The following is a 19,040-nucleotide window of genomic DNA, read 5'->3' on the forward strand; positions in this document are numbered from 1 at the left end:
GCCCTCTTGGAGGCGAACCCGCTAGCTGGGGTCGGTGTCGATGACCGCGACCCGGTCGGTCGTGCTCAGCAGTGCCTGGCGCAGGGCGCCGTAGACGTCCTGCGGTGTCACGGCCGTCTTCTCGCCGTTGGCCCGGGTGATGAGCACACCGTCGAAGGTCTGTCCGTAGAGCTCCTCCAGGGCGGTCAGGTTCGGCTTGTCGACCAGTTTGCCGTCGACAGCCGTCACCGCGAGGAACTTCCACAGCGAGTTCTCCGGACTCATCGGGACCGAGTGCGCCGCGTCCGTCTGCACGGTCACGTTGGCCGACATCGCCGGCTCCGCGAACTCCTTCAGCTCCCGGTCGACCTCGGCGTCGGTGACCGTCGGCTGCTGGGTGGACGTGGCGACCTTCACCGGCGGGGCCGTGCCGGTCTCGACCTGCGTGCGGTACGCGTCCTCGACGGCCTGCGTGGACGACGCGACGTCGATGCCCTTGCCCGCCTTGCCGTACACGGCGACGGCCTTGCCGGACTCGAACTTGATCGTGCCGTCGCTCGCCGAACCGGAGCCGCCCGCGGTGCTCTGCAGGGCGGCCTTGAGCTTCTCCTCGTCGACGGGCATCGCGGGCTCGACGACACGCTCCTGGCCGAAGAGGGAGCCGATCACCGAGACGGGGTTGTAGTCGCTGCCCGCGGCGGCGCGGACCGTTGCCTGGGTGTCGAGCTGGAGCCCGGCCTGGTCCGGCTTGAGCGAGACCGTGTCGCCGTCGACCGACAGGTTGAGCGCCTTGTTCGTATGGTCACCGAAGGCGTCGTCGAGCTTCTTGACGGCGTCGTCCCGGGTGCCGCCGCCGATGTCGACGCCGAGCACGGTGGTGCCCTTGGGTACGTCCGAGTGGTTCATCAGCAGCCCGGCGCCGTAGGCACCACCGCCTATGACGAACACGCCGACGCCGAGGAGCATCAGCTTGCTGCGGCCCTTCTTCTTGGTCCGCTTCGCCGCGGGTGCGGGCTCCTGGACCGGCTCGGGCAGCTTCGGCGGGGTGTGCGGCAGCGGTCCGTCGGGGTGCGCGCCCGGCCCGAACGGGGAGTTCTGGGTGGCGGGTACGACGGGGATGCCGCTGGTCAGGGTGTGCCCGGAGACGTTCTCCCCGGCGCCGCCGCCGTAGCCGCCCGCGCCCGGTTCGGGGGCCGGCTTCTGCGGCGTGAGGATCGCGGTGTCGTCGCTGAGACCGCTCGCGAAGTCGTAGTCCGAACTGCCGGCGTAGCCCTGGCTGCCGGGGTACCCCGAGGCTCCCGGACCCGCCGGACCTCCGGGACCCGCCTGGCCTCCGGGACCTCCACCGGGATATCCCGAGCCCACGCCGGGACCGCCCGGTCCCGCGCCAGGCCCACCCGGCCTCATCCCTTGCCCGCCCGGTCCACCGGGTCCACCCGGCCCCGCGGCCAGACTGCCCGGAGCCACGCCCGCGCCCATCGGCGGAACCAGCGGACCGTTCCCGGTGACCGGACCACCGGTCGGCCCCGAGGGCCCGTGGCCCGTGCCGGGGCCACGCCGGCCGTCGTCCGGGAAGTACGGGAGGTCGTCGCGCCGCTGTTCATCGGCGCCGGATCCGATCGCCGGGAAGGAGGCGGTGTTGCCGAGCGCTCCGGAGACGTCGAAGGAACCGGTGCCGCCACCGTGGCCGGGCGCCACGGGTCCGGCGCCGGTGGCACCGGGCAGCCCGGCACCGTTCGTACCGCCGGGGCGGGGCGCGTTGCCCCCGCCGGGCCGGCCAGCACCGGAGGCGCCCTGCGGACCGGCGCCGTTCGTGCCGGCGGGACGCGCACCGCCGGGAGCGCTGTGACGGCCGCCACCGGCACCCTGGCCACCCGAACCCTGCGGCCCGGCAGGACCAGCGGCGCCCGAGGGACCCGAACCGCCAGGCAGACCGGCCCCGTTGGTGGACCCGCCTCCCGGCCCGCCCTTGGGCGCACCGGACTTGCGCGGCGCGAACCAGTCGCTCGTCTTCTCCTCGGCAGCGGTCGTGGGGGCCGGAGCGGCACCCGCCGGAATGTCCACGACCGTGGACGCGCCGGTGGGCGAACTCAGGGCACGCGGCGGCTCAGCGCCACCGCCCGCTCCGCCGCCCAGGCTGTCGGCACCGTCGGCGTCCGCGACCGGTGTACGCACCACGACGGGCGGGATGGGCCGCGACCCGGGGATGTTGATCCGGATCCGCGTCGTCAGCGTGGTCTCTGTCTTGCGCTCCTCCGGCGGCGCGCCGGCAGCCGAACGGCCCGCGTCAGCCCCGCTGTCGGAGGCCTGGGGGGTCCCGTACGGCGGCGTCCCCGACGGGTACGCGGCTCCACCGCGCCCGTTGGGCCCGGAGGACGAACTGTCAGTTTCACGACTCAAGGCAAGTTCTCCCGGTTGGCTCCGCCGCCCGTTTCCTCGACCTCATCTCGGGCGGCTCGGCGACGCGCACCACCATACTGGCCATGTCGGGCCCGCAAACCTCGACCGCGAAGGAAACCCCCACGGGACCCGCACCTGCCGGATATGGCGAAGTGGTACGTCACTTGCCAAGTCGGACGGCGGAGCCGTCAGGTTGCCGCACTTGTCCAAGCGTGGCGCACATCACAGCCACAGCCATACCGCCGAGCAGGAAGAGGTAGGAGCCGAATCCCGTGCCGAAGAGGAAGTCGCCTTCCGGGCGGCTGGCGGTGAGCAGGATGACGGCGACCATCCAGCCGGCCGCGGGCGCGACGGCCCCGGCTCTGGTGCCGACGCCCCGCGCCCCGCCCAGGAAGAGCCCGGCCGCGCCGGCCAGCGCGAGCAGCAACCCGCCCGGGAACCAGCCGGGTTGCACCAGTGCTCCGGCGGCCCCGACGACGGCGCCGAGCACGAAGAGTGCCACGTAGACGACGATGCGCCCGCCCGAGGGCGGCGTCAGCGGCTGGGCCATCCCACTCCCCCGCTGTCCCGTCGTACTCATCACACGCCCGCCTCTCGCTGTTGCCGGTCGATGCCCGCGAACAGATCCGTCTCACGCGACTTCGGTCGCTCTCCGCGTACCAACTCGTAGTACTCCGTGGTGAACAGCGGCTGAGCGAGCTCATTGGACAGGATGAACCAGGGCTCGGTCACCTCGACCTGGGTGGCGTGCGCGCGCATCGCGGCGGCCTTGGCGGCGGCGTGGGCCGTTCCGTCGATCTCGGTGGTGATCAGCGAGTCGTCGACCACACCCGGCACGTCGTCGATGACGGCCGACTTCGAGTACGGCAGTTCCGGCAGCGCCTCCCGAAGCCGCCCGAACGCCTCCTCGGCCACCGAGCGCGGGACCCGGTTCCAGTAGATCTTGGCGATCTCCCAGGACGCACCGAGATCGGTGCGGAAGGACGGCTGCGCGGCCAGCTCCGCGGCACGCGTGGCCACGCGGTGGGCCTGGATGTGGTCCGGGTGCCCATAACCCCCGTCGGGGTCGTAGGTGACGAGCACCTGGGGGCGTACCTCTCGGATCACCTCGACGAGATATCCGGCGGCTTCGTCGAGATCGGCGGACCAGAAGGCGCCCGGGCGCCGGTTCTGCTCGACGCCCATCATCCCGGAGTCGCGATAGCGCCCGGGGCCGCCGAGGAAGCGGTGATCCGTGACGCCGAGTTCCTTCATGGCGGCGGCCAGCTCACCGGTCCGGTACGGGCCGAGCCCGCCCTCACGGTCCGGCGCGAGGTGGGCGAGCCCGGGCGGGATGACCTCGCCCTCCTCGCCGAGGGTGCAGGTCACCAGCGTCACCTGGGCGCCCTCGGCCGCGTACCTGGCCATGGTCGCGCCATTGTTGATCGACTCGTCGTCCGGGTGCGCGTGCACCAGGAGCAGACGCCGGTCGGGCAGTTCCGTCATGGAACCCACCCTACGAGGCGCCCACGCTCCCCCATCCCCCTCCCCGACCGCCTGTCAGTCCTCGTCGTCGAGCACGTAAGCGATGGCGAGCGCGATCCGCTCGATCCAGTCGATGGCGTCGTTCACCGAAGCCTCGTCGATGGGGCGGCGTTGCTTGAGATCGCCGTCGATCAGGTCGGCGTCGTGCGCGATCTTGTTCCGCCGCTGAGTGATCTCCAGGTAGCGACTGCGAAGCGTCTTCTCATTCAGGGAGGTACGGTCCTGGAAGAGCGACTTGTTGATCCATCCCGCGGACAGATACCAGACCTTCTTGTCGGTCACGAGTTTGAGCACCTCGGAGATCTTCCCCGGGTGCTGGAGCGACTGAGCCGCGAGTTTGTCGCGCAGGTGCTCGACGACCGCCTCGGACAAGGTGACATCACCCCGCTGAACCGCCTCGACCCTGTGCAGCGGCAACTCGTAAACCCGCAGCTGGTACGGCATGTCGGGACTGTCCTTGGCCGCCAGCTCGGCGACCCGGCGCAGCACCTCTTCATGCAGCCAGTGGTCGATGGCGGCGACGGCCTGGACCCAGGCCGCCCGGTAGAAGTCGTCGATGTCGATCGTGGGTGACTTGAAGGGGGTGAGCATCCTGCCCGCTTCGACCATGCGCCGGGCGTACGACAGGTTCGTCATAAACGCCTCGAACTGACGCGTCTGCGGTCTGGGAACGGCCATGGGTAACCCCCGTAGAGCTCTCCGTCACGATCTCTACGTGCACGATTCCCGAGCCGTACGGGGGTCAGTCAAGCCAGAAGGGCCAGCCCACACCAAGGTGGCCGATTCCGACCCTTCGGTTTCCGGATCACACCTCTCCGGACACGGGAGCCGTCGAGACCGGTGGCTTCAGGCCCTGGCTGCTCCCGCTGGCCTCAGGCGTTTTCGCCCGCGTCAGTGAAGATCTCTTCGGCGGACGGCGCGGTGACGGCGCGGGTGAGCCAGTGGCGGAGGAGTTCGGGGTCGTCGCAGCCGGTGACGCGTTCGCGGATCTCGTCGGGGACATCGAGGCCGCGCGTCTCCAGGACGAGCAGGATGTCCTCGGCGGCCGTCTGAACGCGGGCTTCTGCGCGCCCCTCGTCACGGATCTCTTCCGAGATGTACGACTTGTAGAAGGAAAGGTCCACGGCCACCAGGTTCCTCCAGAGTTCCCCGGCCCGGCGGTTGACACCAAGGCCTTGTGCTGTGAATTCGATGATCGGGTCGGCTACGGCTTCGGGCACACCCTGCAGAGCGGCGGACAGGGCCTTCAGTATCCCATTGATGTCCGGGTTCTTCGCGTGGGTGATAGCGGACAGCGTTGCCAGCGCCAGGTCGGCGCGGGCCTCGTCCGGATCAGTGATCACGGGCATGTTGTGCGGACCGGCCACAAGAGGGTGCAGGGTGAGGGCGGCCCACCACCGAGGGCCGATGGGGACGGGTTGGGCGGCCCACTCGGCTGTGGCCCGATCCTGGCAGACGACCAGCAACAGGGGCGGGGTCTTGTACTTCGCGAAGAGGAAGGAAAGGTAGTAGGCCCAGCTGGATGGTTTGTTCGAGTCCTTCGCGCTCTGCGCTTCGACGGCCAGCAGAATCGGCTCCTCGCCGTCGAAACGCAGCAGTGTGTCGACGCGGCGTTCGACAGGCTGAATCTCGGTGAGGTCGGTCGGCAGAACAGTGACGGACTTGGGTGGGATGAACGGGAGGCCGAGGGCCCTGGAGACGCCGGTGAACAAGCCCGGGTACTCCTGGAAGATGCGGTGCATCGCCTCGTGGGACGAGTTGACCATGCGGTTCCTTGTGCTTGGGCGGATCTTTAGAGCGCGGGTGACAGAGTCCGGCAGTCGTAGCAGCGGCCCGGTTCGGGTGCGCGGAAGGCGCGGTCGCAGCCGTCGCAGTTCTGGAGTGGGTGCCGTGCGCCTGCCGACCGTGAGGTGGGGGCACGGAACGGGGGTGGCGGCGGCAACTGGGCGGTCAGGCGGTGGGCGAGGAGGGCGGCGGGCCGCCGTAGACCCTCGGGTGGCAGGTCGGTGGTCAGCGCCTGTCGTACGGCGGTGGGGCTGACGTCTCGCTCCAGCCAGGCGGCGACGCCGGGGGCTAGGTGGGCCGTGTCACAGGCGGAGAGAAGCAGACTGGGGTCGTGGCGACGCAGGTCCGCGAGGAGGTCGGCGGCCGTCTGGAGGAGGGCGGGGGCGGGGCAGGCAGGGCGCGGTACCGCGGGGAGGGGCTTGCGGGGTGCGCGCTGCTTCGGCCGCGTCGGCTGCTCCGGGCTCTGCGGTTGCGACGGCTGCTCCGGGCTCTCCGGCTCCTTCGACTGTTTAGGGGTTACCGGGCCGTGGTCGTCGGCTGCCTGGTGGCGGTCGGGCTGGTGACCGGGCTGATTGCAGGAGATCGTGCGGGTGACGATGCGGCCGCCCGGAATGCGTCGCCGTTCTCGGCGCAGGTAGCCGTGGGCCTCCAGCTCGCGCAGAGCTGCGGCGATACGAGTCGCTCCCTCGGGGAAGCGGGCGGTGAGGGTCTTGATGTCGACACGGGCCCCTGCGGGGAGGGACTGGATGTGGACGGCCAGCCCGATCGCGAGACCCGACAGCTCCGGGTGCTGGGCGAGGTGGTTGCCGATCACCGTGAAGCGGGTGGCGTGGCGGGCGTTGTCGTGGGTGAGTCCGCCTTGGCCAGAGTCTCGGGAGCCTCCGGAGACTCCGGAGCGGGGGTGCCGCCGCCGGTTCGGGTGTTTGTCGGCGGCATGCCGGGACTGGGCGTGCGGGGGCACGCTAGGGTTTTGGGTACCCATCGGGAAGCTCTTCTCTTCCTCGGTGGTCAGGCCCTCGCACTGGGATTGCCGTCCCGGCGGGGGCCGTCGCATGTCTGCGGTTGTGTTGTGTCGCGCTGAGCGTAGGGCAGGCAAGGGGCAGGAAATCCAGCAGAGTTGGTGATGTTCACTCGCGCGAGTGAGGGGCGTGCCGACGCGTGCGGGAGGGTGGGGTGGGGTTTGGTGGGGTCCTTTCACCCTCGTGGTTCTTTGGGAAGAGCGCCCCTGTCACCGGAGCACGCGTTTCCGTGGTCCGGTGACAGGTTCAGTTCCGCCCAGACCGTCTTGCGCGGGCGCGGTCCCCGGATGGTGCCCCACCGGTCGGCGAGCGCCTCGACGAGGACGAGACCACGGCCTGACTCGGCGTCGGGGGCGGGGTCTTGGGGGCGGGGCAGCCGGTCGCCGCAGGTGTCGGTCACCTCGATGCGCAGGGTGTGCGCGACGACGTAGAGGGTGATCCTGAAATCTCGGCCGGGGACGCGACTGTGCGTGGCCGCGTTGGCCGCGAGTTCGGCGACGAGTTGGCGTGCCGGGTCCAACGGAAGTTCCCAGGAGCGCAGTTGCTCGGTGGCAAGCAGACGGGCGAGACGGGCTCCGCGTGGCGTGGGAGACAGTTGCACGCTGAAGTTGCGGATGAGGTGGCCGGGTTGAGCCTCGGGGGCGGCGGTTTCGTGGATCACGTCACTCAGAGTGGCTGCCCACGCCTACCGTGAACAGTGACGACTCCGTTGCGTACGGTGATTGTCCGGACGTTGTCCGGTCGTGTCCGGGCTGTCGGCACCGGGCGTACGGGTATGGGCCGTCGCGGCACAGTCGTACGACGGAGGGGTGCGGGATGCGGCAGGTGGACGGCAACGCGGTGCGGCTCAAGAGCGAGGCGGACGAGCCGGGTTGGGAGGTGGACCCGGACGACGACTGGGGTGTGGCGGTCGTCGCGACCGTGGGGCGGCAGCTGAGGCTGCGGCGGGAGGCGGTGGGGATGCGGGCCGCCGAGTTCGGGGAGGCCGTCGGGTACGGGGAAGACTTGGTCTACAAGATCGAGGGCGGGAAGCGGATTCCTCAGCCCGAGTATCTGGACAAGGCGGACGAGGTGTTGGGGGCGGGTGGGTTGCTCTCGGCGATGAAGGAGGACGTGAAGAGGGTTCGGTATCCGAAGAAGGTTCGGGATCTGGCGCAGATGGAGGCGCGGGCGGTGGAGATCGGGGTGTACGAGTGCAGCAGCATCGCCGGTCTGTTGCAGACGCCCGAGCACACACGAGCCCTGCTGGAATCGTGGCAGCCGGCCTATTCGCTGGAGGACTTGGAACGGCGGGTAGCCGCCCGCATTGCCCGGCGGTCCGTCTTCGAGCGGTCGCCTGCACCTGCGCTCAGTTTCGTTCTGGAGGAGGCAACGCTTCGCCGCAAAGTTGGAGGCACAATGGTGCAGCGACAGCAGTTCGAACGCCTGCTGGAGATGGGGCACTTGAACAACGTCACGCTTCAGGTGATGCCGATGGACAGTGCTGCCCATCCCGGCATGAGCGGCAGGATCGAAGTGCTGAAGTTCGAGGACGGGACAGCTGTGGGGCGTTCCGACGGCGCGTTCAACGGTCGTCCGACGTCCGATCCGAGGCAGCTTCGCATCCTTGAGCTGCGGTATGGCACCATCCGGGCGCAGGCTCTCCCACCACGGGAGTCGCTGACCCTCATTGAGCAACTGCTGGGAGAAACATGATCCGCAAGACCGTTGCCGGGGACGCCTCCGAACTGGCGTGGTTCAAGAGCAGCTACAGCAGCGGCCCCGACGGCGACTCCTGCGTCGAGATCGCCACCACCCCCGGCACGGTCCACATCCGCGACTCCAAGTCCACCGACGGCCCCCGCCTGTCCTTCTTCCTCGCCGCCTGGGCCGACTTCGTTCCGCACGTGTCTGAAGGCTGACTGGCCCGGGTGCCTGAGGGCAGCGACTGGATGTGCGGGCGGCCCGGTGTCACAAGTTGACGCGCTTGACGTATACGCGCTTGCGGTACGGAACCACCTGGTACCAGACCAGGATCGTTCCGGTGCTGTAGGTGCGCAGCCGCATGGGATTCGGGTCTTCGTCGAGGCGCCCGTCCGGGCCAAGACCGTATGCGGCGAGATCGGCCAGCGCGGACGCGATGACGGCGACCGCCTCCTGGTCCACGGCTTTCATACCGCCGACCACCCACTCTGCGTTCGGGTCGTACTCCCAGGCCCACCCTGTGGTGGCGTCCTCCTGGCCTTCTTCGCGCTCGTTCACCCCAGGGCTACTCCGGCCTCCTCGGATGCCGTGTCGAGTATGCGGGTGACCGTGGCCTGCGCCTGCCGGAAGGCGTCCTCCGGGGCACTGGGATCGGCGATGGTTCGCTCGGCCTCACGCATCATCCGCGCCTGCTCAGGGTGGCGCTCGATGGCGACAAGCGTTGCCCACTTCTCCAGGAACAGCCGCATGGGTGTGATGGACGAGAGCTGGATGGCCTGATCGAAGGCTTCACCGAGGTCGCGATCGAACTCGGCAAGCCGGGCGAGCGCGATCTGCTTAACGGCTTCGCGCAGGGCATCGCGGGTGGTCGGCGGTTGCGGAATGAGCGGTGGCGGTGTCTCGGCGTGCTGTGCACTCATGCGTGTACCCCTTCGGCGCTGCTTGCTCACGACCCTAGCCGCCCCCTCATCCGGAGGGTGAGCTGAACGAGGGCGGGTCTGGCCTTCCCCACCGCTCGGGCCGCTGCGGCTCAGACGCGACCGAAGGCCAAGCCGAGCGGTGAGTCGGCTACTCGACCTCGGCCTCCGGTACGTCGACCTCGGCGCCGAGGGAGCGGGCGATGGCCGTGAACTCGTTCAGGGCGGACTGGAGGTCGCGGACAATCTCCTCGGCGATCACCTCGGGGGCCAGACCGCTGTCGGCGTCGTCGAGGGCCGGGTCCTTCATCCATGTGATGTCGAGGTTGATCTTGTCGCGGGCGATCAGGTCCTCGTAACTGAACTTCCTGAACGGCCCGTTGTCGTCCTCGGACTCGACGCGGGACGACCGGGGCTCGCCAGCACGGTAGGCCGCCACGAAGTCGTCCAGGTGGGCTCGCGTGAGGGGGCGCTGCTTGAGCGTGAAGTGCTGGCCGACTCGGAGGTCGTAGATCCAGGTCTCGGTGGTGTGCGGTTTGCCGTCGGCGCGCGGAGGCTTCTTGTCGAAGAAGAGGACGTTGGCCTTGACTCCACCGGCGTAGAAGATGCCGGTGGGCAACCGCAGGATGGTGTGCAGGTCGAACTCGTCGAGGAGCTTGCGGCGGACCTTCTCACCGGCCCCGCCCTCGAAGAGGACGTTGTCCGGCAGGACGACGGCGGCGCGGCCGCCAACTGCCGTCAGCGACATGATGTGTTGCAGGAAATTCAGCTGCTTGTTGGTGGTCGTCGCGGTGAAGTCGTCGCGGTCGTACTGGATGTCCTCCTTCTCGACGTCGCCGTCCTGGCCGATCACTGTGATCGCGGACTTGCGGCCGAAGGGAGGGTTCGCGAGGACGAGGGTGGCGTGCTTGCCGCTGGGCTTGTCGGCGAGGGCGTCTCCGACGGTGATGAGGCTCGGGCCGTCGCTCTTGCCGATGCCGTGAAGGAGCATGTTCATCGCGGCGAGGCGGGCAGTGCCGGTGACTAGTTCGTTGCCCCAGATCTTGCGGCCACTGTCGTAGGCCATCCGCTCGTCCAGCGGCATGGTCTTCATGTAGTGGTCGCGGATGTAGGAGTGGGCAGCGATGAGGAAGCCGCCGGTACCGCAGGCCGGGTCCGTGATGGTGTCGTCCGGGCCGGGCTGTACGACGTCAACCATCGCGTCGATCAGCGCGCGGGGCGTGAAGTACTGGCCGGCGCCGGTCTTCGTGTCCGAGGCACCCTTGTTGAGCAGGCCCTCGTAGGCGTCACCCTTGAGGTCAGTCCCCGTGACGGTCCACTCTTCCCGGCCGATCAGGTCTACGACCAGCTTCTCCAAGAGGGCGGGCTTGGTGATCCGGTTCTGGGCGTCGGCGAAGATCGTGCCGATGGTTGTGTCGGGTAGACGGCCCAGGTGTTCGAGGGTGTCCCGGTAGTGCTTCTCTAGCTCCGGGCCGCGCTTGCCGACGAGTGACTTCCAGTTGTACTCGGCAGGCACGATCGCGCTCATGTCGCGCCCGTCCCACGGGTCGTTCTCGAACTCGTCGACCATCTTGAGAAAGAGCAAGTACGAGAGCTGCTCGACGTACTCGATGGTGGACATGCCGTTGTCGCGGAGGACGTTGCAGTAGTTCCAGAGCTTGGAGACCAGGGTGTTGGTCTGGGCGACGACCTTGGCCGTCTCGGCCAGCTCTGTCGCGGGCTGCTGGGGGTCTGCGGGGGCGGTCACAGGTCGAACTCCTGCTGTACGGCGAGGGATGGGGCGGGGGTTGGTTCGGGGGCGGGAGCTGTAGCCGGTCGTGGGCCGCGTGCCCGAGGAACCTTCTCGGCTTCACTCGATGCGACCTTGCGGGTCCGCTTAGGCTTGAGTTGGGCAACTCGGTCGGCGACCATGCGGTCCAGGGCCATGGATGCTTGTTCGTCTGCGGGATCTTGGGCGACCAGTTGACCAGCGAACGCTCGGCCAAGAATGGCCTTTCGTAGCGCACCCGCTCGCTCGCCAACCCGCTCCACTTCGCGAGCCGCTCCTTCGATAGCCGTCAGTACCTCATCCGCCCGATCCGCTAGGGACTTCTGCTCATCCGACGGAGGCACGGGCACTCGCACAGAGAGCAAATCCCTCTGTGAAATATTCCGCATGGAATCCTTGCTCCCCGTCGCTCTAGCCGTGATCTGTTGGCGCACCAACGGTGCCGACAGGACTGTAATTAGCCAGTGGCGACTAACGCCCGACTTAGGAATCAATCGCAGGCTTTTATCGCTCAACAGGAGATGAGAACGCGTTTGACGAACAAGGACAGGAGCACCGACATACTCAGGGGTATTTGCACGGCTCACCAGAATATCGCCGGCCCTAATTTCATATCGTGCGTCAATCTCCCTGCCAACCGGGACGGCTTTTTGCTCACCCTGCCGAAATTTCCCCCACGTCATGGCACTTACCTTGATTACGCCCCACTCTCCATCCTCGGCGGGGCGGGGCTCACAGCGGAAGGACTTACCGGCCTCGACTCGCTCTACGACGTCTGCTAGTTCGCGCCAATGCCAACCAGCAGGCAGGTTGCCCTTCGCGTGGAGAAGGGCGCTTTTGAAGGCACCAACCAACTGAGGTTGACTGCGCCTCACGTTCATAGCTGCGCGCTCAGCCATATCCAGCCGTGACAGCTGCTCTTCAAGAGCCTCGACGATGCGGTGCTGCTCTGCTAGCGGCGGCAGGGGAAGGCGTACCTTCTTCAGGGACCCACCAGCAATGCCGACCTGGCCAGCGGATGTCTTGACGTACTCACGCACTTGCCGACGAACGCCCTCAGAGGCCCACATGTAGCAGACAAATCGGCTATCGAATACGCCAGGGGCAAGCCGGACACGAATTAGCTTGTCCGGGTAGGTCAGATCACCGACACCATCGGGCACCCGTGCGCAGGCACCGACGAACTCGGGGTTCCCATTGTAACGTGTAAAGAGTAGGTCACTGGGACTTAGCGTGCCATCGAGCTCTTCGACTTCCGCGGCCTCCATCCCCGTATAGCGCAGATCCGATAGATCCAGACGCAAAGGGCGGACGGCACCGATACGGAGAATAGGGACGCCGTCGGGAACGACGCCGGGACGCGACACGTAAATACCATTTCGAACAGATTCCGCCACCTCGCCTAGTTCCACCCACGTCCAGTTCAGTGGAATCTGTTCCTTGTCGACGCTCACGCCAGTTCCTGATTCAGCTCATCCAACAGTTCAAGTGCCTTGTCCTTGTCCCCGAACGCCCGCATGAAGCCCCGACCTCCGCCGCGCTCGGAGAATGGTGCGTGTCCGAAGTCCCCCGGCTCGATGCCGACGTCGACGGCGATGGCGTTCTTTATGCGGTCCAACCACCACAGCTGGTCCTCCGTGAACTCCACGCCCGCCTGCCGCTGCCGCAGCAACCAGCCCTCGAAGCGCTCCTCGACCACCGTACGGTACGGACGGAGCTCATCATCGGCGCCGAGCTCGAAGCGGATGAGCCTGACGAGGTCGCCCAGGCCCGCCTCCTTGCCGGGGCTGGCCGCGGCCTTGCCGAGCTGGTCGTAGTGGTCCCACAGGACCCCCGTCGTCCAGGAGCGGTTGGTCGCCCGGATCCTGCCGGAGAGTTCCTTCAGCGCGTCCCGCGCCTCACGCGGAGTGAAGCGGCGCGCACCGCTGCCCAGCGCGACTCTGATCGCCGCGTTCTCGTCGTCCTGCTCCTTCGTGAGCAGCGTGTTCCACTCGGCGAGCTCCTTGCGGGCCCTCTCCTCGCGCGGTATCTCCCGAAGCTCGGTGACCCGTACCTCCGTCGTCTCGTCGTACGTCAGGTCCTGTTGGTGGCGGATCTCCAGGATCAGCTTGCGCAGCTCCGGCCGACTGGTCAGCGGGGCCACCGCGTCCTGGACCAACTTCTTGGCCAGCTCCGCGCCACCCTCACTACGGGCGCGGTCCTGCGTGTCGACGTCCACGGCGTCGGCGATGCGGCGGGCCAGGTCGGCCAGGCTGACGCCCTCCGACGTCTGAGCCAGTAGCCCCCGCTCCTCGTCGCCCAACTGCCGGTCGATACGGGCCAGTCGGCGCCCCAGCGTCTCCGCCTCGTCCGCCGTCAGTGACCGCGTACCGGCCTTGTCGAGAAGTTTCGCCAGGGAGATGCCTTTCTCGCCCGCCGGGATCAGCGGGCGGGCGTCCACCAGAGGTGAGTCCGTCACACCCACCGCGTCGATCAGTACGAAACGGTCCTTCACCAGATCAGGCGACGCCTCCGGAGTGACCGCCTTCAGCTCGTCCGGGTCGATGGAGCGGGCACCCCGCCCCTTCATCTGCTCGAAGAGCACCGGGCTGCGCACCGACCGGAGAAATATCACGCACTCCAGCGGCTTCACATCAGTACCTGTGGCGATCATGTCGACCGTCACCGCGACCCTCAGGTTGGGCGAGTTGCGCAGGTCGTTGATGAGCGAGTCGGGGTCGTCCCCGTTCTCCCGCGATCTGTACGTGATCTTCTTCGCGAACTTGTCGCCCCGCCCGAAGACCTGCTTGACCTGCTTGAGCACCTCGTCGGCATGGTCGTCGCCGGCCGCGAAGACGAGGGTCTTGGGGAGGTCCGCACGTCCCGGGAACCACCGCTGCCAGTTGTTCTTGTACGTCGTCAGGACGGCCCGGATCTCGTCCGCGGTGATCACCGTGCGGCCGAGCTGCGCGACGGTGTACTCGAAGTCCTCGTCGAGTTCCTCGTACCGCTGCGCGCGTGTCTGGCGGTCGCGGATCCGGACGGTCGTACCGGCTTCGATCTTGGCGCCGCCGTCCTCTCGCAGGTCTGTGTTGAGTCGCACGATGTCGAAGTCGACGTTGACGCCGTCGGCGACGGCCTGCTCGAACGTGTACTGCGAGACCGTGTTGTTGTCGAAGAATCCCTTGGTCTGGCGGGTGGGGGTGGCCGTGAGGCCGACGAGATGGGCGTCGAAGTACTCCAGGACGCCGCGCCACAGGCCGTAGATGGAGCGGTGGCACTCGTCGATGACGATCACGTCGAAGGACTCGATCGGGACGTCCGGGTTGTAGTCGACCGTGATCGGCTCGTCCGCCGCGTAGGTCTCGTCCAGGGTCGAGGACTTCCTGTCCTCGCGATCCCCGGTCTCCGCCCCGCTCGTCTTCAGCTCGTCCGTGTCCGGCTCGTCCGACTCCGGCTCCGTCAACGGCTCGCCCTTGAGGAAGGCGTACATCCGCTGGATCGTCGAGATCACGACGGACGAGGTCTCCTGGAGCCCGCTGCGGCCCAGCATGTCCACGTTGTAGAGGTCGGTGAGCTTCCGGTTCTCGTCGGGTGTGCGGTACTTGTCGAACTCGGCGTGCGCCTGGCGGCCGAGGTTGTTGCGGTCGACGAGGAACAGGACCCGGCGGGCGCCCGCGTGGCGGAGCAGGCGGTAGGTCTCTGTGACGGCCGTGAACGTCTTGCCCGCGCCCGTCGCCATCTGGATCAGGGCGCGCGGCCGGTCGGCGGCCAGGGACCCCTCCAGGCCCGTGATGGCCTCGACCTGAGCCATGCGCAGGCCGTGCGTCTCCAGGAGCGGCATGCTCGTACGCAGAGCCGCCCGGAAGGTGGGCGCCTGCGGATCCGCGTCGGCACGTTTCATCCACGCGGCGAGTGTCTCGGGGCGGTGGAAGGCGAAGACCTCACGGGAGCGGGCGTCGGGGTCGACGCGGTTGACGAAGTACGTCTCCGTGCCGGTGGTCGCGTAACGGAACGCGAAGGGTTCCTCCCGGCGCCATACGGCCATCGCGTGCTCCTTGAGCACACCCGCCGCGTACCGCTCGTTCTGTGCGAGGGCTCCGGCGAGCGGCGTGCCCTCTCGCTTGGCCTCGATGACGCCGACGATCTTGCCGTCGACGTAGAGGACGTAGTCGGCACGGCCGGTGGCCACCGTGAACTCGCGGACGGCGACGCCCTTGCCCGCCAGCGGGTTGGCGTCCGCCTTGTCCTGGATCAGCCAGCCCGCCTTGGACAGCAGGGCGTCGATCTTCTCGCGCGCCTGCACCTCGTTGAGCGGCGCGGGACGCTGCGCACGCTCCACGATGGCCTCACGGGCGGCGGAGGCGACTTGGCGGGGCTTGACCCGCTCGCGGTCGTACCGCTGCTGGTGGGCCGCCCGGAGGTCCGCGACCTGCGTCCGCAACTCCTCGATCTGTTCGGCGTACGCGGTCTTGGTCCGCTGGGCACTGGCGATGAGGGCTTCGGTCTCGGCGCGGGCCCGCCGCTCGGCCTCCAGGCGGTCGCTGGTCTCGGACAGCTTCACGCGCGACTCGGCCAGCGCGCGGCGATGCCCCTCCAGCGCCTTCTCCAGCTGCGCGATCTCCTCGGGGTCGGCGGCCTCCACCTCGTCCGGGAGGGTCGGCGGGACGAACGCGGTCACGGTCCGCGTACCGCCCATGGCCCGGTCGAAGAGCTCGCCCAACTGCCAGCACAACCTCAGCGCTTCGAGTGCCTTCGTCGTGTCGAAGAGGTGGTTGTGCGCGGCGTCGTTGCGGCCCCTGCGGAGCTTGTCGAAGGCTTCACGGCTCCAGCCGACGAGCACGCCGGCCCGGGTGAGCGCGTTGAGGCGGTCGAACTGGCTGGTGCCCTCGACGCGAGTGCCGGTCCGGGTGACGAACTCCTCGGCCAGGACCTCGCCGAACTGCCCAGCACTCACATAGGCGGCGTTCGGGTTGGTCAGGACGGTGAGTTCCGCCTGAGACCCGTAGATGGCCAGGAGAGGCTGGTACCCGTAGAGGCGCCCGAAGTTGGGTGACCCCTTCGCCAGTTCCCGAAGCCGGTCGTCCAAACTCTGTCTGTCCACGCGCCGCTGCCCCAGCCTTCGCTCGTCCCGGATCCGTCAGCTTACGGAGCCGGACGTCATGAAGCAGCGGAACGGGACGGCCAGGTGCGGACTTCGGCCTCTCGTCTCCCGAGAGGCCCTCGTCGCCGCGCCGGTCAGAAGTTGATGCTGCCGATCATGCCCGCGATGTTCGTGGTCACCTCGTTGATCGTGGGAGCGACCGTCGAGGAGGCGAGATAGAACCCGAGCAGGACACACACGATGGCGTGCGGCGCCTTCAGTCCTGACTTCTTCACCAGGATGAAGACGATGATCGCCAGCAGCACCACCGCCGAAATCGAGAGTGCCACGGCGGTTCACCTCCAAAGATCCCAGGGACACGGGTCCGGTGTGGGGGTCGGACATGAGGGGTCGGTAAATCCATACAGCAGCCAGCGGGTTCATACCCACACAGCGCTAGTGATCATAACTATCCGTACGCGCGCATCGATCGGCGCACGGCCGCACAAGGGGGCGCATGGCCAATATGGTCGAGGCATGACGACCGAGCCCCTTTCCTTCCCCCGACAGCACGCCCGTACCCAGCGGTTCACGCTCGGCGCGCCGCGCGCCTTCGCCGTGGCCCCCGACGGTTCCCGCGTCGTGTTCCTGCGCTCCCGCTCCGGTACGGACCGGGCGAATCTGCTGTGGGTGCTCGATGTGGCGGACGGCGCGGAGCGCGTCGCGGCCGATCCACAGGCCCTGCTCGGGGGCGCCAAGGAGCACCTGTCGGCAGCGGAACGGGCGCGCCGCGAGCGCAGTCGCGAGGGCGGTGCCGGGATCGTCGGCTACGCCACCGATACGGCGGTGGAGTTGGCCTCTTTCGCCTTGTCAGGGCGGCTTTTCACGGCCGAGCTGCGGGCCGGCACAGCTCGCGAACTCCGCGTCCCCGGACCGGTGATCGACCCACGCCCCTCGCCCGACGGACGGCTCGTCGCATACGTATCCGGGCGCGCCCTGCGGGTCGTCGGCGCCGAGGGCGAGGGCGACCGGGCGCTCGCCGAGCCGGAGGCGGAGACGGTTTCCTATGGATTGGCGGAGTTCATCGCGGCGGAGGAGATGCAGCGTTCACGCGGCTTCTGGTGGTCGCCGGAGGGCGACCGGCTGCTGGTCGCGCGGGCCGACGACGCGCCCGTACAGCGCTGGTGGATCGCCGACCCCGCACAACCCGACCGCGATCCGCAGCAGGTCGCGTATCCGGTGGCCGGAAGCGCCAACGCGGACGTACGCCTCTTCGTCATCGATCTCGACGGGGTGCGCACGGAGGTCGTGTGGGACCGGGCGCGGTACCCGTATCTGGCGCATGTGCACTGGTCAGAGGCTGGTGCGCCGCTGGTTCTCGTGCAGGCGCGGGACCAGCGGAGTCAGCTGTACCTGGCGGTGAATCCGGACACCGGGGCGACTCGGATGGTGCACGCGGACGAAGATCCACAATGGCTTGATCTTTTCCCCGGCGTGCCGTGCTGGAGCCCTGCCGGACAGCTCGTACGGATCGCCGACGAGGGCGGCGCGCGAGTGCTCGCGTTCGGTGAACGCCCGCTCACAGGCCCGCAGTTGCACGTGCGCGCGGTGCTCGACGTGACGGATGACGAGGTGCTGATCTCGGCGTCGGCGGGCGAGGCGGCGGCCGCGCCCGAGACCGGCGAGGTGCACGTCTACCGGGTCAACGAGCTCGGCCTGGAGCGCCTCTCGCAGGAGCCCGGCATGCACTCGGCGGTGCGCGCCGGGGGCGTGACCGTGCTCGTCTCGGCGGTACTGGACCAGCCCGGGGCCAAGGTCCAGGTGCTCCGCGAGGGAAAGCAGGTGGCGACGATCCCCTCGTACGCCGAACATCCAGGTTTGTCCCCGCGCGTGACCCTCACACAGGGGGGCGCACGGAAAATCCCATGCGCCGTGCTTATGCCTACGGACTACCGCGGTGACACTCCCCTGCCCGTCCTCATGGACCCCTACGGCGGTCCGCACGCCAACCGGGTAGTGGCCGCGCACAACGCGCACCTCACCTCGCAGTGGTTCGCGGACCAGGGTTTCGCGGTGGTCGTCGCGGACGGGCGGGGCACCCCCGGCCGCTCCCCCGCCTGGGAGAAGGCGATCAAGGACGACGTGGCCGCGATCGTGCTCCAGGACCAGATCGACGCGCTCCAGGCTCTCGCCGAGACCTTCCCGCTGGATCTGACCCGGGTCGCCATCAGGGGCTGGTCGTTCGGCGGGTTTCTGGCGGGGCTCGCGGTGCTGCGCCGCCCGGACGTGTTCCACGCGGGCATCGTCGGGGCGCCGGTCACCGACCAGCGGCTGTACGACACGCACTACACGGAGCGCTACCTGGGCGACCCGAACACCCGGCCCGAGGTGTACGCCGCGAACTCGCTGATCGACGACAACGGTCTGGTGGCAGCCGCGGAACCCGCCCGCCCCATGATGATCGTGCACGGCCTCGCCGACGACAACGTGGTCGTGGCCAACACCCTCCGCCTGTCCTCGGCCCTGCTGTCCGCCGGCCGCCCGCACGAGGTGCTCCCCCTGTCGGGCGTCACGCACATGACCCCGCAGGAACAGGTCGCGGAGAACCTCTTGCTGCTCCAAGTGGACTTCCTACGGCGCGCCCTCAAGCTGGCCTGACCGGAAAACTCCCACAGACCACCGCAACCATCAATTGAGAAACCACGACGGCGAGCACCCGGTCCGCGAGAGCGGCGCCGGCTTAGGCGCAAAAAGGGGTCCGCGAGAGCGGCGCCGGTTCAGGCGCAAAGCGCGGCAACGGGCCGGGACGACATGGCGCGTCCCGGCCCGTTTACGGCACCCGCACGGCCGTACGTTGTTCAGACTGACGCGTCCGTATATCGGGTCCGCTTCCGTGAAGTTGC

The 19,040-nt window shown here is 68.4% G+C and carries 16 protein-coding genes; 3 read left to right on the plus strand and 13 right to left on the minus strand.

Features of this window, described 5'->3' with window-relative positions; translation table 11 throughout:
* Positions 1-21: 21 nt before the first annotated feature.
* From AB0N66_RS18140 to AB0N66_RS18170, 7 genes are all read right to left on the minus strand, one after another.
* Positions 22-2,379 (minus strand): hypothetical protein, encoded by a 2,358-nt coding sequence (locus AB0N66_RS18140; protein WP_365435398.1) that lies wholly within the window; start codon positions 2,377-2,379, stop codon positions 22-24.
* Positions 2,380-2,539: 160 nt separating this feature from the next.
* The gene (locus AB0N66_RS18145) at positions 2,540-2,959 is read right to left on the minus strand and encodes a DUF6113 family protein (RefSeq protein WP_365435401.1); all 420 of its coding nucleotides are present in this window, start codon (positions 2,957-2,959) and stop codon (positions 2,540-2,542) included.
* Entirely contained in the window at positions 2,959-3,864 is a 906-nt protein-coding gene (mshB, locus tag AB0N66_RS18150; protein ID WP_365435404.1) for an N-acetyl-1-D-myo-inositol-2-amino-2-deoxy-alpha-D-glucopyranoside deacetylase, read from the minus strand. Before mshB ends, AB0N66_RS18145 begins: the two co-directional genes overlap by 1 nt.
* Before the next feature lie 54 nt (positions 3,865-3,918).
* Positions 3,919-4,581, minus strand: a complete 663-nt coding sequence (locus AB0N66_RS18155; RefSeq protein WP_365435407.1) for a hypothetical protein — start codon at positions 4,579-4,581, stop codon at positions 3,919-3,921.
* Positions 4,582-4,775: 194 nt separating this feature from the next.
* Positions 4,776-5,669, minus strand: a complete 894-nt coding sequence (locus tag AB0N66_RS18160) for a hypothetical protein (protein ID WP_365435410.1) — start codon at positions 5,667-5,669, stop codon at positions 4,776-4,778.
* Between the two features lie 26 nt (positions 5,670-5,695).
* Positions 5,696-6,670: a helix-turn-helix domain-containing protein gene (locus AB0N66_RS18165; protein ID WP_365435413.1), complete on the minus strand. Its 975-nt coding sequence runs from the start codon at positions 6,668-6,670 to the stop codon at positions 5,696-5,698.
* A gap of 212 nt (positions 6,671-6,882) precedes the next feature.
* The gene (locus tag AB0N66_RS18170) at positions 6,883-7,368 is read right to left on the minus strand and encodes an ATP-binding protein (RefSeq protein ID WP_365435416.1); all 486 of its coding nucleotides are present in this window, start codon (positions 7,366-7,368) and stop codon (positions 6,883-6,885) included.
* 155 nt (positions 7,369-7,523) lie between these two features.
* Here AB0N66_RS18170 and AB0N66_RS18175 point away from each other — a divergent pair, with 155 nt between their 5' ends.
* Positions 7,524-8,402, plus strand: a complete 879-nt coding sequence (locus tag AB0N66_RS18175) for a helix-turn-helix transcriptional regulator (RefSeq protein ID WP_365435419.1) — start codon at positions 7,524-7,526, stop codon at positions 8,400-8,402.
* Positions 8,399-8,608: a DUF397 domain-containing protein gene (locus AB0N66_RS18180; protein ID WP_365435422.1), complete on the plus strand. Its 210-nt coding sequence runs from the start codon at positions 8,399-8,401 to the stop codon at positions 8,606-8,608. The genes AB0N66_RS18175 and AB0N66_RS18180 overlap by 4 nt, the downstream gene beginning before the upstream one ends.
* A 49-nt stretch (positions 8,609-8,657) precedes the next feature.
* Here the strand turns inward: AB0N66_RS18180 and AB0N66_RS18185 are convergent, their stop codons facing one another.
* The 6 genes from AB0N66_RS18185 to AB0N66_RS18210 form a co-directional block, all read right to left on the minus strand.
* Entirely contained in the window at positions 8,658-8,948 is a 291-nt protein-coding gene (locus AB0N66_RS18185; protein ID WP_365435425.1) for a hypothetical protein, read from the minus strand.
* On the minus strand, positions 8,945-9,310 hold the full coding sequence (locus tag AB0N66_RS18190; protein WP_365435428.1) for a DUF6247 family protein: 366 nt from the start codon (positions 9,308-9,310) through the stop codon (positions 8,945-8,947). The genes AB0N66_RS18185 and AB0N66_RS18190 overlap by 4 nt, the downstream gene beginning before the upstream one ends.
* Positions 9,311-9,458: 148 nt before the next feature.
* Positions 9,459-11,015: a class I SAM-dependent DNA methyltransferase gene (locus AB0N66_RS18195; RefSeq protein ID WP_365436062.1), complete on the minus strand. Its 1,557-nt coding sequence runs from the start codon at positions 11,013-11,015 to the stop codon at positions 9,459-9,461.
* 35 nt (positions 11,016-11,050) lie between these two features.
* Positions 11,051-12,529, minus strand: coding sequence for a hypothetical protein (locus tag AB0N66_RS18200; RefSeq protein WP_365435431.1), 1,479 nt, complete (start codon positions 12,527-12,529; stop codon positions 11,051-11,053).
* The gene (locus AB0N66_RS18205) at positions 12,526-16,158 is read right to left on the minus strand and encodes a DEAD/DEAH box helicase family protein (RefSeq protein ID WP_365435434.1); all 3,633 of its coding nucleotides are present in this window, start codon (positions 16,156-16,158) and stop codon (positions 12,526-12,528) included. Before AB0N66_RS18205 ends, AB0N66_RS18200 begins: the two co-directional genes overlap by 4 nt.
* A 134-nt stretch (positions 16,159-16,292) precedes the next feature.
* Complete coding sequence (locus AB0N66_RS18210) at positions 16,293-16,487, minus strand: hypothetical protein (RefSeq protein WP_365435437.1); 195 nt, start codon at positions 16,485-16,487, stop codon at positions 16,293-16,295.
* A 187-nt stretch (positions 16,488-16,674) separates the two neighbouring features.
* On the opposite strand from AB0N66_RS18210, the gene AB0N66_RS18215 reads away from it, so the two are divergent.
* Complete coding sequence (locus AB0N66_RS18215; protein WP_365435440.1) at positions 16,675-18,795, plus strand: prolyl oligopeptidase family serine peptidase; 2,121 nt, start codon at positions 16,675-16,677, stop codon at positions 18,793-18,795.
* Positions 18,796-19,040 lie beyond the last annotated feature (245 nt).

It is taken from the genome of Streptomyces sp. NPDC093544, assembly GCF_040683495.1.
GTDB lineage: Bacteria > Actinomycetota > Actinomycetes > Streptomycetales > Streptomycetaceae > Streptomyces.